This window comes from Carboxylicivirga sediminis, assembly GCF_018156225.1.
Classification (GTDB): domain Bacteria; phylum Bacteroidota; class Bacteroidia; order Bacteroidales; family Marinilabiliaceae; genus Carboxylicivirga; species Carboxylicivirga sediminis.
In genome coordinates this window covers 120,990-137,219 of sequence record NZ_JAGTAR010000009.1, presented here as the reverse complement: position 1 = coordinate 137,219, position 16,230 = coordinate 120,990, and the positions used below count along the sequence as shown (strand labels likewise).

Annotated in this window: 8 protein-coding genes; 5 read left to right on the top strand and 3 right to left on the bottom strand. The window is 43.6% G+C overall.

The genetic code is table 11. The features are described from left to right. Positions 1 to 53: 53 nt before the first annotated feature. On the bottom strand, positions 54 to 2,300 hold the full coding sequence (locus KDU71_RS08020) for a spermine/spermidine synthase domain-containing protein (protein ID WP_212189417.1): 2,247 nt from the start codon (positions 2,298 to 2,300) through the stop codon (positions 54 to 56). 287 nt (positions 2,301 to 2,587) lie between these two features. Here KDU71_RS08020 and KDU71_RS08015 point away from each other — a divergent pair, with 287 nt between their 5' ends. The 4 genes from KDU71_RS08015 to KDU71_RS08000 all read left to right on the top strand — a co-directional run bounded on the left by KDU71_RS08015 (position 2,588) and on the right by KDU71_RS08000 (position 12,172). Further along, entirely contained in the window at positions 2,588 to 4,924 is a 2,337-nt protein-coding gene (locus KDU71_RS08015) for a S9 family peptidase (RefSeq protein WP_212189415.1), read from the top strand. 376 nt (positions 4,925 to 5,300) lie between these two features. Next, positions 5,301 to 6,101 carry a hypothetical protein gene (locus tag KDU71_RS08010; protein WP_212189413.1) on the top strand — a complete coding sequence of 267 codons (801 nt, stop codon included), beginning with the start codon at positions 5,301 to 5,303 and terminating at the stop codon, positions 6,099 to 6,101. A 281-nt stretch (positions 6,102 to 6,382) separates the two neighbouring features. Further along, positions 6,383 to 9,640 (top strand): VPS10 domain-containing protein, encoded by a 3,258-nt coding sequence (locus tag KDU71_RS08005; protein WP_212189412.1) that lies wholly within the window; start codon positions 6,383 to 6,385, stop codon positions 9,638 to 9,640. Between the two features lie 126 nt (positions 9,641 to 9,766). Next, the gene (locus tag KDU71_RS08000) at positions 9,767 to 12,172 is read left to right on the top strand and encodes a mechanosensitive ion channel family protein (protein WP_212189404.1); all 2,406 of its coding nucleotides are present in this window, start codon (positions 9,767 to 9,769) and stop codon (positions 12,170 to 12,172) included. A gap of 30 nt (positions 12,173 to 12,202) precedes the next feature. On the opposite strand, the gene KDU71_RS07995 is transcribed toward KDU71_RS08000, so the two are convergent. Next, positions 12,203 to 12,973, bottom strand: coding sequence for a hypothetical protein (locus KDU71_RS07995; RefSeq protein WP_212189403.1), 771 nt, complete (start codon positions 12,971 to 12,973; stop codon positions 12,203 to 12,205). A gap of 176 nt (positions 12,974 to 13,149) precedes the next feature. On the opposite strand from KDU71_RS07995, the gene KDU71_RS07990 reads away from it, so the two are divergent. After that, on the top strand, positions 13,150 to 14,772 hold the full coding sequence (locus KDU71_RS07990) for a diflavin oxidoreductase (protein WP_212189402.1): 1,623 nt from the start codon (positions 13,150 to 13,152) through the stop codon (positions 14,770 to 14,772). Positions 14,773 to 14,802: 30 nt separating this feature from the next. Here the strand turns inward: KDU71_RS07990 and KDU71_RS07985 are convergent, their stop codons facing one another. Beyond that, complete coding sequence (locus KDU71_RS07985; RefSeq protein ID WP_212189401.1) at positions 14,803 to 16,065, bottom strand: KamA family radical SAM protein; 1,263 nt, start codon at positions 16,063 to 16,065, stop codon at positions 14,803 to 14,805. Positions 16,066 to 16,230: the final 165 nt, after the last annotated feature.

Sequence of the window (16,230 nt, the reverse complement as noted above, 5' to 3'; positions counted from 1 at the left end):
TCAATAGCTTAAAGATATCAAATAAATACAGAACCTGCACCAGCTATAATTAATCAGCCAGCGGCCACAAATGTTTTTTTAATCAGCAGATATGCCAATAAATAGAATGCGCCGGCCATGACCATACCATAGGTGAAACCATATAAAAATACTGGTATTAGCACCAGTGTGCTTCCAATGACTGAAGCAGCTCCATTGATGGCAAATCCCCAATCAATCAACTCCCCGGATTTAGCACTGCCTTTAACAAATGGCATACCCATAAAAAAGCCAATAGGTGCCACCATCAGGCAGGTGATAATGATGCGCCATGCCAATGATAACACACCCAAATGAGCCACCACAAACGGAAACAATACAGCATCGGCTATCAACCACAAAACGATGGCAACAAATGGCAGAGAGGTTTTAAAACGGGGACTGAAATAACTACCCAATCCGGAACTGGCCAGCAGTACAAACAGTAAAGTCATAAAGGTGTAGGACGATGAACCAATGAACAAGGTATATTTTTGTATTAACACCACTTCAATGGCCATAAAGCCCACACCAATGGCAAAGAAATAGAGCCAGCCCGCAGCTGTAAGGTTGCTGTTTTTCTTGAAATAAGGCAACAGGTTAAGTGGTAATACCACAAGTGCCACAAGTGCCATTATAACCAATACAATCACCATCGATAGCGGAAAACCCTGAAACTCGTATGGCAACAAGCGCTTTTTAACCTGTTCGAGCGACAAATTTTTCATCAGCCCCAATTGCCCTGTAAAAGGTCGATCATCGGTGCAGGGCGACAGGTTGGTGGACGCTTCCGCTTGACGCGCCTCCCACCCATTGGTTATAATCTGGTTGATGGGGTTGGCCTGCAGGGAGTCAGCTGCCGGATACAACTGCCTGAAAAATGCATAGTTCTCCTCATTTGTTTCGTAAACAGCCTGACTTATGGTGGCCCCATCAAGCGGCTGCTTGCCCAACAGTATTAAGTGGCGCCGCATGGTAGGCAAATGATATACAGCCAGGTGAGCTGCGGGGTTTTCAACCCCCTCACACTTCAGGGCATCAAGCACCTCAGATACCATACGAGGTACGTAAAACTGATGCTCCATCATCAGATAACCGTTGGGAGATAAAGCCTTGTAATAGTCCTGAAAGGCCTCAGTGGTAAACAAATAGTTTTCTGCCAGTGCAAATGAACCAGATGCCAAAGCAGCAAAACTATTGGAGCTTAATGAATAGATGACATCAAAATAATTATCGAAGCGACGCACGTAGGCACGAGCATCCTCACTCACTACCTTCACACGCGCATCGTTATACAAGTTACCAGAGAATTCATTTAAAAAACCACTAGTCATCATGGTATTGATGTGTGAATTAACCTCAACAGCGTGCGCCTCGGCAACACCATCCTGCAAGGCCATCAGCACATCACCTCCACCACCGGCACCTAACGAAAGAAACCGGCAGTTATCAAATTTGCTTGTGAGATAAGTTGAAGGAATGGAGAAAGGAATTCGTAATGAGTCGGGACGGTTGAAGTTACCATCAAAGGCAATGACTGGCGAGTTAGCCGCATTATCAATATTCAGCCCCCAATATTCATCGTTGTACTTGTATACCTTGAGCCTTGCCATAGCGTCCCAGTGCTGATAGATAACTTCTGCCCTGTCTTTTTGTGCACTCACCAAAAGTTGATCAGTACGGGGTAGTAATATAACACCTGATAACATCAGCAAGGCAGGAATGGCTTTAAACCAAGTAGTAAATGCCAGAAAAGAGGCGATGAACACAGGCAAAACAATCACAAAAGCGGCCTTATCGGTGCCGATGCCATTCATTAATAAAACAGAAGCAACCACACCCAGGGCTGCCCCCAGCAAATCAGCCATGTATAATTGTGGCATGGCGACATGTGCCTTTCTGAAAATACTACTTAAGACTATACCACCTGTAAAAAAGGATGAACCCAGAATGATGATGGTCGCCATCAGTTTCAACAACATCTGGTAACTATTCAGAAGCTGCGTAAAATCCAGTTTCAGGTAAAGAACCGCTGGTGGTCCGGCCAACATAAGCAAACCTGTTAAACTCAACAGGCATCCATACGACTCTTTAGCAGCCAGTCGCTTGCTCATCCTTAGTGTTAAGGCGCCAAGCCCCAGCCCAAGAATACTGATACTTAGTATAAGAAAAGCAAATGTGTAGAAGTATTCGGCCGAAAAAATCCTCGACCAGATGATTTCCATGGATATGAGTGATAGAGATAACAGGAAGATCAATACGGTTTGTTTGGTCACTTTCATTTTGTTTAGGTTTTTGTCGTGTTGAGTCTCGCCTAATTAAGCAAGAAGCATACCTAATAGTGCAGCATTATAATTTTCAAGTAATTATATTCAGTTACCTCTAAAATCTGCTGAGAAAGCTGTTCGCATCAGGGCGAAAGAGCGTTCATTTTCGAACACAGCCAAGAAACTAAAGCACCTGCAATACCACTTTTATTAATCATTCATAAGGAAACGAAAGAAATGTCATATCCAGAACATAAAGGAATATATATATTCGCCATGCATACATTAATTCAATATCGACTATGAAAAAACACTTTCTATGGCTGATGCTATTGGGTGCCATTATAACGGTGACCTCAGCTCAGGAGGCCAACTTTGACCTGGCCAAGAAGTTTACGCAGAGTAATGTTAAAAAATACCTTGGCTCAAGCCGTGTTAATCCTAACTGGATTGAAAACAGTCACTTATTTTGGTATAACTACAAAACAGCTGACGGCAACTTCTATTGGTTTGTAAATCCGGTGAAGCGAACTAAAACACCACTTTTTGACAATAACGACCTGGCCGCCAAAGTAACTACCATCACACACAAGGCCTATAATGTGAATGACTTGCCAATTAAGAAGATTGAGTTTGAGAAAAACAGCCAATCGTCGTTCACGTTTGAGATGGATGAGCTCAAATTTAAGTACAATATGAAAACCAGGCTGGTGAGTAAAATTGATACAGTGAAGAAGGAAACTAAAGATGCCTGGAAAAGCTACTCGCCCGATAGCACATTCATTGTATTTGCCCGTCAGCACAACCTGTACCTGATGCGTGCCAATGATGCCGATAGCGTTGAAACACAGCTGACCACTGATGGTGAACGCTGGTTTAGTTACCAGAGTAATGGCGGCGATACCACGTCAGACAAGCGTCTGAAGGCCTGGGTGTCCTGGTTTAAGGATGAGAAGAAATTTTACACTATGCGCTATGATATGCGCCAGGTAAAAGAAATGGCGGTTATCAATTCTGTGTCGGACCCGCGCCCAAAAGTAGAAACCTATAAATATGCCATGCCTGGCGATGAACACATTGGCATCCCCCACCTGGAGATTTATGATTTAGCAGGTGAGAATTGGGTGAAGCCCGACCTGGCCAAGTGGAAGGACCAGAGCATACGTGCCTACCGCCCCTCGAAAACATCGGACAAGCTATTTGCTATACGTAAAAAGCGTACATGCGACGAGCTGGAAGTAGTGCGCATCAACACCAATACGGGTGAAGTCACCCCGCTTTTCAGTGAAGAATCAAAACCTTATTTTAATGACCAGATGAATCAGCTGCACGTCATCAACGAAGGTGAGGAATTCATCTGGTGGTCGGAGCGTACCGGCTGGGGACAACTCTACCGCTACGATGCCAACGGTAACCTCAAGAACCAGATAACCAAAGGTAACTATGTGGTTGGCCAGATTGCACGCATCGATACGGCATCAAACACCATTTACTACCCGGCCTATGGCAAGGAAAAAGGCTTTGATCCCTACTACAACATCTACTACCGCAGCAGTTTTGATGGTACGGCAACGCACACTATAACGCCAGAGGAAGCGAATCATCACTTTAGCATGCCTAAAACAGATAAGCACGCCAACTACTTTGTGAACAACTACTCGCGTGTTGACCTGGCACCCAAAGCAGTGGTGCGTGATAAGAACGGTGCTGTGGTGATGGAACTGGAAACCATGGACCTGACGCGTGTGAAAGAGCTGGGATGGTCGTTCCCCGAAAAATTTGTGGTAAAAGCCGAAGATGGCGTCACCGACCTGCATGGTGTCATCTGGAAGCCTTTTGACTTCGATTCGACCCGCCAATACCCGGTGATATCATACGTGTACCCAGGCCCGCAAACCGAAGCTGTGGTGCGCGACTTTACAGTAACAGCGCGTTACAACACGGCACTGGCTCAGCTGGGTTTTGTCGTTGTTTCTGTTGGTCATCGCGGCGGCAGTCCTAAGCGCCACAAGTACTACCACACCTATGGCTACGACAACCTGCGCGATTACGCCCTGAAAGACGATATGTTTGCCCTGCAGCAACTGGCCAACCGTTACGATTATATCGACATCAAACGCGTGGGCATCTTCGGGCACAGCGGCGGTGGTTTTATGTCAACGGCGGCCATGTTTGCCTATCCTGATTTTTACAAAGCTGCTGTATCGTCGGCCGGTAACCACGATAACAACATCTACAACAAGTGGTGGGGCGAAACACACCACGGCGTGAAAGAGATGAAGAAAAAAATCAAAAAAACAGAGGAAGTCAAAGATTCAACCAAAGTGGAAGCCTCTGATGACGAGTATGAAATAAGTTTTAGCAGTAAGATACCTACTAATCCATCCATTGCTAAAAACCTGAAAGGACACCTGATGCTGGTGCATGGCGAGATTGATAATAACGTGCACCCGGCCAACACCATGCGCGTTGTCAAAGCATTGATGGATGCCCGTAAGCGCTTCGATTTTATGATCATCCCTAATGTGCGCCACGGATTCTCACAATATTCGCCGTATTTTGAGAAGATGATATGGTACCATTTTGCCGAACACCTGTTGGGTGATTACCGCAATAATGTGGATTTGGATTTACCATAAGTAAAACGAAAACACTACAAATATTAAATCGCCCCTTATTCAATCTTGAATCTGGGGCGTTTGTTTTATCTCCCCTAAGAATACGATTCTAAAGCACAAAATTTGTTTCCCTTAACCTTTCATGATAAAAGGTTTAACCTTTTCACCCCTTGCCTTAAACCTTTCTTGCCAAAAGGTTTAACCTTTTCATCGCTTTCCCTTAACCTTTTATGCCAAAAGGTTTAACCTTTACGCTTCATTCCTTTAACCTTTGTGTTATAACCATATTTCCATACATAATGATGACTATTAAAATGAAAATTATAATTTAGTAAGCACTGAACTAAAAATCCAGAAATGGTATCTGCGTAAGATAACCTTCAGCAAACAAAACCAGATGGAGAATTGGACTACAACAAAAATTGAGCTTGATACAGACAAAAAAGAAATGAATAAGTATCTGTTTAAATCATTTACGATAGACGCTCATGGGAATATGCTCAATGAAACAGAATACGATTCCAACAACAACGTTCTTTATAAGCGCGTTTGCAGATACTTTGATACTGGTGAAGTCACAGAGTTTATTGAATATGATCCATTTAATGAATTATTAGAGAGGCACCTTTATACCAGGAATGATAATGGAGAAATTGATAAAGTAGAATTTGAGTTTGAAGAAGGTAGAAAAACCATTAAAACTTTCGCTTTTACAGATATCGGAAACGCCGATAAAGCAACAATAACTGATGAGAATGGGGATGTAACGGGCTATGAGATTTACCAATTGGACGAATTAGGACGCGTGGTGGCTGAAATAGAATTGGATGCTGACAATAATGAAATATCCAGATACGAGAAAACCTACCAGGAAGACGAGAAATTGTTATATGAAAAACTATTTCGTGATGACCAACTTTGCAACGGCGAACACTTTGAATATGACAACAATGGAAACCTAATTAAGAAAACGCAAAGAGACTACATCAATAATAATGAAGTGATTGATACCTATACCTATGACAGTAACAATAATATGCTGCTCAATTGCTCACATCAAAATGGCACCTTGGTTTTTGAAAACAAGTGCGCATATAATGAATACAATCAACTAATTTCAGAAGAGCTCTTTCAGATTGATATTTGGACCGGACACATTATATGCCATGAAAAGTTGATCCATGAAAAGGCAAAATAAAACATAAGTATTAAATTTCGTCAGGCAGTCAATACATGCCCTCTCACCTTATCGCCTCTGATTTAATACCAATTGCATTTCAATATGAGCTATAAGCAAAACTGTGAAATTGCAATGGTTAATGCCGATAATAAACGAAAGCGTCTTTGGGAATATATGAACCAAAAGCTCATTTCGATATCAAATCAATATAACAGACACACTTTCAATCGCCTACCTACATAAGTGAATTATTTCCCATATATTTATATATACATATAAGTATCACCAATACATTCACCATGAAAAGAATCAGAAAAAGGGGCATTCTTCTTTCAATCACATTAATTGTATGCTCATTTGCGTTATCAGCTCAATCACTTTTAAACGACAGCACTTTTTCAGGACTCAAACTACGAAGCATTGGTCCTGCGCTCATGTCGGGGCGCATTGCCGATATAGCCATTCACCCTGCCAATCCAAACATCTGGTATGTAGCCGTTGGTTCGGGTGGTGTGTGGAAAACCGTAAATGCCGGCACCACCTGGCAACCCATCTTCGATAAGCAAAGTGTATACTCCACCGGCTGCATTACCATCGACCCAAACAATCACCATGTGATATGGCTGGGCACCGGCGAAAATGTGGGCGGACGACACGTTAGTTTTGGCGATGGCATCTACAAAAGTGAAGACGATGGTGCCACCTGGACAAACATGGGACTGACAGCCACCGAACACATATCCAAAATCATTGTCCACCCGCATAACTCCAATGTAATATGGGTAGCAGCCCAGGGACCACTCTGGAGTAAAGGCGGCGAGCGAGGCATCTTTCTCTCAACCGATGGCGGACAAAACTGGACACAAACTTTGGGCGACAAGCAATGGACGGGGGCAACCGATTTGGTAATAGACCCGCGTAACCCCGATGTGCTTTATGCTGCCACCTGGCAACGTCATCGTAACGTAGCAGCTTATATGGGCGGCGGCCCGGGTTCGGGCATCTACCGTTCCGATGATGGTGGCAACACCTGGCAAAAGCTGAGTAAAGGACTACCTGACAGCAATATGGGGAAGATTGGTTTGGCCATATCACCTCAGCAACCCGATGTGCTTTATGCCGCCATTGAGCTGAACCATCGTACGGGAGGCGTTTATCGTTCCTCCAACAAAGGCGCATCTTGGAGCAAAATGTCGGATGCTGTTTCTGGTGCAACCGGACCACACTACTACCAGGAGCTGTATGCCTGTCCGCATCAGTTCGATAAGCTGTACCTGGTGGATGTACGTATGCAGGTTTCCGCAGATGGAGGCAAAACCTTTAAGCGAATGAGCGAACAGCACAAACATTCGGATAATCATGCCATTGCTTTCAGAGATGGTGATCCTGACTACCTGCTGGTAGGTACCGATGGCGGCCTGTACGAAACATTCGACGGCACCAGAAACTGGCGTTATGTAGCCAATCTGCCGGTCACCCAGTTCTACAAGCTGGCAGTAGATGATGCCGAACCATTTTACCACATCTATGGGGGGACACAGGATAATAACACACAGGGTGGCCCCTCACGCACCGATAAATCCAGCGGTATTAGCAATGCCGACTGGTACATTACCCTCTTTGCCGATGGCCATCAACCAGCTACCGAGCCCGGTAATCCTAACATTGTTTACTGCGAATGGCAGGAAGGTAACCTGGTGCGCGTGGACAAAACCAACGGTGAGATTGTGCATATACAACCGCAACCTCAAGAGGGCGAACCTTTTGAGCGCTTTAACTGGGATGCACCCATTCTGGTGAGTCCGCATCAGCCATCACGCCTGTATTTTGCTTCACAGCGGGTGTGGCGCTCCGATAACAGGGGCGATAGCTGGACAGCCATTTCGGGCGACCTGACCAAAAACGAAGAACGGCTAAGCCTGCCAATAATGGGCAGCACCCAAAGTTGGGACAATGCCTGGGACCTTTCGGCCATGTCTACCTATAACACCATTACCTCGCTGGCTGAATCGCCCTTGCAGCAAGGCTTGATCTATGCTGGCACCGATGATGGCCTAATTAGTATTACGGACGATGGAGGCGCCAACTGGCGTAGCCTGACCGTAGATAAACTGCCCGGAGTACCAGCCACCGCTTTTGTCAATGATATTAAGGCCGATTTGTTTGATGCCAACACGGTATATGTGTGTCTCGATAACCATAAATTTGGTGACTTTAAACCCTATTTATATAAAAGTACCGACAAAGGTAAATCGTGGAGTGTCATTAAAGGTAATCTCCCCGACAAAACTCTGGTTTGGCGTTTTGTACAGGACCATATCAATCCTTCCTTATGCTTTGTGGGCACCGAGTTTGGCCTTTACTTCACCATTGATGGAGGCGATAACTGGACACAGCTGACAGGCAATGTACCTACCATCTCATTCAGAGATATTGCTATACAGCGACGTGAAAACGATTTGGTGGGTGCTTCCTTTGGTCGCGGCTTTTATGTATTGGATGACTACTCCCCATTGCGCCATGTAAACCAGGAACAACTTCAGCAAGAAGCCACCCTCTTCCCTACCCGTGCTGCATTGCGTTATATTCCACGCCCGGGCATGACCATGGGAGGCAAAGGAGCGCAGGGTGCCGCTTTCTTTACAGCACCCAACCCCGCTTTTGGAGCTGTTTTTACCTACTACCTGAAAGACGACTACCCCATGCTAAAGCAGCAACGCCGGAAAAAAGAAAAAGCAACCCTGAAGAAAGGGGAGGCAATACAATTTCTGGGCTGGGAACAAGTGGAGAAAGAGCGCCGGCAAGATACTACAAAGGTGTGGCTCAGCATTACCGATGACAATGGTCAATTAATCCGCCGCCTGCCAGCTCCGGCAGGCAAAGGGTTCCACAGGATAGCCTGGGATTTGCGCTATGCTTCCATATCCCCTGTCAGCCCCGCTAAACCATCAAACAAGGGCAGCGGCTACCTCGCACCTTCGGGCACATACATAGCCAGTTTATCCAAGGAAGCCGATGGTGAGACAATCCCTTTATCATCGCCCATTGAATTTGAGGTGGTGCCCATTAATGCAGGAAGCCTTGAGCAAGCCAACGAAAATAGTATTGATGGATATATCGCTGAGTTGAGGACTATGCAAAAAAACATCTCGGCCATCAATAAAGTTGTTAAAGAAGCTTTTAAGCAGGTTGATGCATTGACTCTGGCCGCGCAACAATCGAAACTGGAAGCAGGCATTGCAGAGCAGCAATTACACGATATCAGGCAACGTTTATACGACATTGATGAAAAGCTAAACGGCAACGCCAGCAAAAACATGATTGGTGAAAAATCAAAACCGTCAGTTAACAGTCGTTTCATGGCTGCTTCGCAGAATATTGCCAACAACACCTATGGCCCAACAGCCACTCAAAAGCAGAATCTGGCCATTGCTCAACATGCTTTGATGATTATTAAAGAAGACGTTAAGCAAATGGTGGAGATTGACCTGAAACAGGTGATGCAGCTTATTCTGGATAATGACGGCCCATGGGTGGAAGGCATGCCTCTGCCCTGAAATGGTATTTCGAAAATGCATTAGCAAAAGGACTTTCTGAAAAAAGGAAGTTCCTTTTGCTTACATCAATAGGTTGTTTACAATTCTTCTGCGTATTTTTAACTGATAATTTTTAACTCTAATCGGATGACTGTCTTTCGTATCTGCTTTTTTATATGCACCCTGTTAATTGCTGTTCAGGCCAATGGCCAGATAGCTGAGAATGATTCGGCCAGCAATATTATTGTACAGATAGATGCTATTGAAGTGCCGGGGCGCAGTGCAATGGCCATTTCCCAACTTAATAAAATTGATAAAGCATTATTAGACCAGGATGAGCTCAACAAACTCATCAATGAAAGTCAGGAACGGCTGATGGACATCGACAGTATCTACGAAACAGAAAACTACAAAGACCTCAGTAGCTTCAACCGGCGTCACCTGCTCAATAAACGCTCATACTGGAAACAACGTCAGGAACAAGTAGAATCAATAGTTGATATTCTTGCAGCAGAGTTGGATAAGCTGGATACACAACGCCGCAGCGTGCAAAAAATTGATAAGCAATGGCATTCAATTACGCAATACCTCGGTAGTGAGGCCAAAGACAGTATTATTCAGAGTAATATTAATCGGGTTTACACTCAAAAAAATCAGCTACTTGGTAAGCTCGTTAAACAGGAAAGTCAATTATTAATGGCCCAGGATCAAGCCATTACTGAAAGGGCCAGAGTACTGTCTTTAGTAGATGAAATAGAACAACAAATAAATGAAGATGAAGACAATGTTTTTGCCCGTAGTCCTTTAGCTTTTAATGAGTTGTTTAAGCATGACTCTTTTAGCTCTGTTAAAACGGCTCTTAAAAAGAATGTGAAGATAGAAGGACAGCTGGTGGCGGATTATCTAAAAGACCATCGCGCCAATGCCTTCATGTTCTTAGTGTTGTTGTTGAGTGGCATTTTGGCTTTTCGGTGGGTAAAAAAAGTTATCATGCGAAAGGGCATCATTGAAAACGGTTCCTATTACCAACAGCAATTCCATCGCCTCTTAAGCGATTACAAAAGCACTGCATTTGTAATAATCATCTGGCTGTCGGCTTTACTATTTCCCAATCAGCCTCTATTATTTAAAGATATCATTCGGGTTGTTATTTGCATCCCACTCATCATCTTATTGTCTCGCCTGGTTGATAGGCGCTTGTTTATAAATATTCTGATATTATTTACCCTGATTCTGATTCAACTCCCATTCAACTTATTTCCACCCAATCAAATTCACTACCAGGTATTTATTATTGTTGCAGCACTCATCGAAATGGTGGTACTGGTTAATATCCGCTTGTACCTTCTTCAATTGATATTGCCCGGTAAACCATTAAGATCATTCATAAACCGCTTTTTGATTGGTGTTATAGGCTTACTTGTCGTTTTTTCATTAATGGGAATTGCCGGATATACTGTACTCACTGAATTAATAGTTAACACCATCCTGACAAATACCTTTAGCATTGCTTTGCTGTTCGTATCTATGCTTATTGCCATTGGTATGATTGATTACCTGTTTGACAGCATGCGTAACCGTAATCTTAAAGTGTTTTATACGCATGGAGCCAGTTTAAGAAAAAGACTGGTGCAGGCTGTTGTTACTGTCTCTGTTATTATGGGCATCTATATTATTCTGCTGAGTATAAAATTAGATGATGAAGTACTGACCTTTATTGGAGACGTACTTACCTACCAGTTCGTCATCAGCGATACATTCAGTTTTTCTTTAGGGCGCATCATCCTGCTGATTGCCATTTTAATACTCTCAATTTTCACAGCTAATGTGATAAAAACCATACTGGAAGAGGATGTTTTAAGTCGAACAAAGCTCGGTCAGGGACTCCCGCATACCATCGCCTTGTTGGCTAAATACACACTTATTACCATTGGTATCACCCTGGCTGTATCTATGGCGGGCATACCCATGACGAGCCTTACAGTACTGATTGGGGCCTTTGGTGTTGGTATTGGCTTTGGCTTACAAAATATCTTTAACAACCTCGTATCGGGATTAATACTGCTCTTTGAACGTCCCATAAAAATTGATGATGTGATTGAAGTGGGACAGCTGTTGGGGCGGGTTAAATCAATTGGCATACGCTCCAGCATTGTGCGCACCTTTGATGGTGCCGAAGTGATTGTACCCAATGGTCAGCTCATATCCAATGAAGTAATCAACTGGACACATTCTGATCCGCAACGTCGCCATGAGGTAATCGTAGGGGTAGCATACGGCTCCGATGCCGAACAGGTAAAACAGATACTGGAAGGTCTTTTACATACTCATGATGATGTGCTCAAAGACCCTGAACCAAGCGTACTGTTTATCAACATGGGCGACAGCTCACTGGATTTCAGGCTATTATTCTGGATATCGAAAGTACAGGAAGGTTTAAAAATTAAAAGTGAAATTACGCAAATGGTCTATGATGCACTTAACCAAGCAGGCATTACTATCCCATTCCCTCAGCGAGATATTCATATTATCAGCCAACCTGACAAAAAGTAGCCAAAGTCTGCTGTCAAAATAATGGTTGCATCACTTTTTTTGGAAATATCGACTATCCGTTGTTTTTCTGAAATAGCGATTATCGGGAACATGCCCTCCCGTCTGTAGCTTCTGCTTTTGTGTTGTTTTTTGCACCATGGCTTTAGTGGTTGACGGATCATCGCTTAGATACACTGGTATATCTGCATCTTCTGCTATTTCCAGTACTCGCCCATAAGCCTCTGGCAGGTTCAGGCTTTGAGCACTCTTCCATACACCCTTGCCCAATATCGCTATCTCCTCTCCTTCCTCCAGAATACCTTCACGGTAACGCAAAGTTTTATTAAAACCCAGCATATTCTCGCTCTCATAGCCCTTATGATTCAGGTACCACTCCAGCTGCTCACTGGCATCATTCATAAAACCCGATGAGAAGTTGCGATCCTGTACAATATAACTTTTCAGTTGACCTCTGCCAATGCAGGCATAATCTGCACCATCGCGAATAACAAATTTACCGGCTACCTCTTCTTCAATCAACTTCTTCCAATGGGAGCTTTTGCCCGAGGACACCTTTTGCTCAACAAGTACATGGTAATAGGCACATTTTCTGTTTGACAAAGGCGCGACCAAAGCTTCATCGGTAATTTCAACCGTCCCAACCACCTTCGCCACATCGCCATCTCTAAAATCACTTAGGTGCTTCAAAACAGCCTTTTTAAGCTTACGTTTAATCAGTGCTTTCTTATTAAAAAAAGAAGCCAGAACAATAACGACTATAAAGCCGACCACAAAAATTATAAAAACAGGATTTTCCAACATAAGGGATGTGATTTGAGTAAAACTCAGGTAAACAAGAGTACCTAAATATACAATACATTTTGATAATACCATTCGCCCATTACCTGCTATGTTAGTTACATTATCATTTATGCATCAAAAACAGGCCATATCTGAACAATTTCGATAACAGATCCTTGAATGATTAAACCACATACATGATGAATACATTTAAGGATACTATATACATCCTGTTTGGCAGCAGAACAGGCAACTCCAAGGCGGTTGCAATACTGGCCCATGAATATGCCAAAAGTTTGGGATATGCTTCTGAATTGCGCGATATGCAGGACATGGATTTTAATGAATTGCAACAGATGCCATATCTTCTTGTGGCAGTTAGCACCCATGGTGAAGGAGAACCACCGGTACAAGCCGAAGGTTTTTATGAATATATTCACGGAAACACTATCAACCAATTAAACACCAGGTATGCTGTACTTGGCCTTGGCGATAGCAGTTACCGCTATTTCTGTCAAACCGGTGAAGACATTGATAAGCGCCTGCAAGAGTTGGGGGGCCAACGCTTAATGGAGCATGTCAAATGTGACATCGATTTTGAGGAGACAGCCAAAAGCTGGGTGCTGGATGTATTTAAAACACTGGAAAGTCAGCTAAAAGCGGTTCATCCCCCGCAAAAGGAAGGCTTTGTATTTGACCTGAAGCTGGGACACGATTCCACATCCGCTTATAAAGCAGAACTGCTTCAGAAAACTATGCTTACCGCCGAAGGCAGTAGTACAAAAGTGCTGCACGTGAGCTTATCACTCAAAAACGCTGGTATGGATTATCAACCCGGCGATGCCATTGGGGTTTATGGCACCAATTCGCGCAGCCTGGTGGATGAGCTACTCAAGCAACTTGGATTTGACAAAGCCTATCCGGTGGAGATAAAGAACCAGACATGTATGCTCAAGGAGCTGCTGATACATGATTATGAGCTGACTTTGATTACCCCGCTTGTGATTCGTAACTATGCCGAAATTGTGAATAACACAGCACTTAACGAACTGATTGCTGATGACCAACAACTGGAAGCATATGCTGAAGACAAAGATGTGATGGACATGGTGACAGATTTCCCGGGCCCTATAACGGTTGAAGGATTCCTGAGTGTACTGCGCAAACTGAGCCAGCGCTTATATTCTGTTGCATCAAGTAGCCTGGTTGTGGGCGAACAAGCTGATATTACAGTTAAAATCATTGAAAACAGGCACGACCAACGTACCCGTAATGGCGTATGCTCATCCTTTTTATGGAACCGCCTGGATGTGGGTGACAGAGTGCCCGTTACGCTTGAAAGCATCTCTAAATTCAGGTTGCCGGAAACAGACACTACTCCCATTATCATGATTGGTGCTGGTACGGGTATTGCGTCATTCCGTGGTTTCCTGCAAGAACGCTTTGCACGTAAGGCATCGGGCCCAAACTGGCTATTATTTGGTGAAAGAAACCGACAAACGGATTTCCTTTACGAAGAGGAATTAAAGAGCTATCAGCACTCAGGCCTGCTAAGCAAACTAAGCACAGCCTTTTCAAGAGATGGTGAGCAAAAGTTCTACATCAATCAAGTTCTTGAGCAGGAAGGTAGCGAAATAATGAACTGGATTAATAAAGGCGCCGTCATATATGTTTGCGGCAGCAAAGATAAGCTGGCTGTTTCGGTACGCGCAAGTTTAATTAAGGTATTTAGTCAGTATCTGCAGTTAAACGAAGAGCAGGCGGGTCAACACCTCGAAGAGCTTAAAAGCAATAAACAATACCAGGAAGAAGTATATTAACTACTTCTTCCTGATTTTCTTTAATACCTCTTATTTAACCGGCTTAAGCTGATCAATCCAGGTAGCCTTTTCGTCGTAATGCATCAAAAATGGCTTGTATGATTGCTTATAATCGCGATGACGGATGTATTGTATCTGAAAGTACTTGTCGCCATTCACCGGATTATCGATAATCCCCATAATCTGCGCTTTGCCCATGGCGGCCGACATGGATGGAGCCGTTACCGTTTTAGCTAAGCTCGATGTAACACGTATGGCATCGGTGTATATTTCGTAGGCCTTAGCCAAAGGCACCTGGAAATATTCATAAGGCCCGGTTTCGCGCTCGACAAACATGTAGTACGGCACCATGCCCATATTCACCTGTTGGTCCCACATTTTAGCCCATACTTCTGCGGAGGCATTGATGTGATTCAGTAAAGGAGATTGCGTACGAATTTCGGCACCTGTAGCTCGTATATTATCAATAGCCTCAGCCACGGCACTGTTCGACATTTCCTGATAATGATTGAAATGAGCCATAATGGACAGGTGAATACCCTTATCGACAATGTGCTTAAAAAGGTCCAACATCTCCTGTGCCTCTTCATTATACTGAGGCAGAAAAACAAACGGCCACCATGTTAATGATTTGGTTCCAAAACGGATTGTTTTTAGGTTTTTTAAGTCGGCTTTGAAAATGGTATCAATGTATTTACTGATGGTGCGCGGACTCATGATCATTGGGTCGCCACCGGTAAATAGTAATTCATGCAAATGCTCATGCTGCCTGAAGTACTCACATACCTGATCTATTTCCTTCATGGAAAACTGCAAATCCAAATCCTTTACAAACTGAGGCCAGCGGAAGCAAAAGGTACAATTGGCATGACAGGTTTGTCCCTGGGTAGGAAAAAACAGGGCAATATCGCGGTATTTGTGCTGTACTCCCGGCAAAGGCTCACCATTGAGCTTGGGTATATTTGACTGTTGTTGCGCCGGATGCGGATTCAGGCCTAAGCGAATATCGTTGGCTATTTTTGTTATTTCGTGTTGCGGCAGGCCTTTTTCAACCGCCCACTTAACCTTATCATAGTCAGCTTCTCGCAGCATATGTCGATTAGGAAAAGTTAAAATGTAACAGGGATCTGTTTCAAAATTTGCCCAGTCTATCAGGTAATCCACCACATAATTGTTGGCTTTGAAAGGCAATACCCGTGAAACAATTTCAATCTCATGCTTCACCTCCTCCGGAAGCATTTTCATGTATTCAATCTGCCTAAAATTTTTAATATTATAACTTAATATCTTCATAAATTTTACTGATGCTATTGGTCCTCATCAATACCAACACGAGCCATTACAAATTGTTTTCGTCATGGCGGAATACATCCATACTCACCTACAAATACGCTTTATCGGGTTTTACTGAACAAAACAAAAGGCCGTTGTGTCATCAACAGCCTTCTGATATTTATT

What these genes read in the sequence shown, in the direction of transcription:
- KDU71_RS08020 (WP_212189417.1), bottom strand. Translation starts at nt 2,300, where the DNA reads ATGAAAGTGACCAAACAAACCGTATTGATCTTCCTGTTATCTCTATCA.
- KDU71_RS08015 (WP_212189415.1), top strand. Translation starts at nt 2,588, where the DNA reads ATGAAAAAACACTTTCTATGGCTGATGCTATTGGGTGCCATTATAACG.
- KDU71_RS08010 (WP_212189413.1), top strand. Translation starts at nt 5,301, where the DNA reads ATGGAGAATTGGACTACAACAAAAATTGAGCTTGATACAGACAAAAAA.
- KDU71_RS08005 (WP_212189412.1), top strand. Translation starts at nt 6,383, where the DNA reads ATGAAAAGAATCAGAAAAAGGGGCATTCTTCTTTCAATCACATTAATT.
- KDU71_RS08000 (WP_212189404.1), top strand. Translation starts at nt 9,767, where the DNA reads ATGACTGTCTTTCGTATCTGCTTTTTTATATGCACCCTGTTAATTGCT.
- KDU71_RS07995 (WP_212189403.1), bottom strand. Translation starts at nt 12,973, where the DNA reads ATGTTGGAAAATCCTGTTTTTATAATTTTTGTGGTCGGCTTTATAGTC.
- KDU71_RS07990 (WP_212189402.1), top strand. Translation starts at nt 13,150, where the DNA reads ATGATGAATACATTTAAGGATACTATATACATCCTGTTTGGCAGCAGA.
- KDU71_RS07985 (WP_212189401.1), bottom strand. Translation starts at nt 16,065, where the DNA reads ATGAAGATATTAAGTTATAATATTAAAAATTTTAGGCAGATTGAATAC.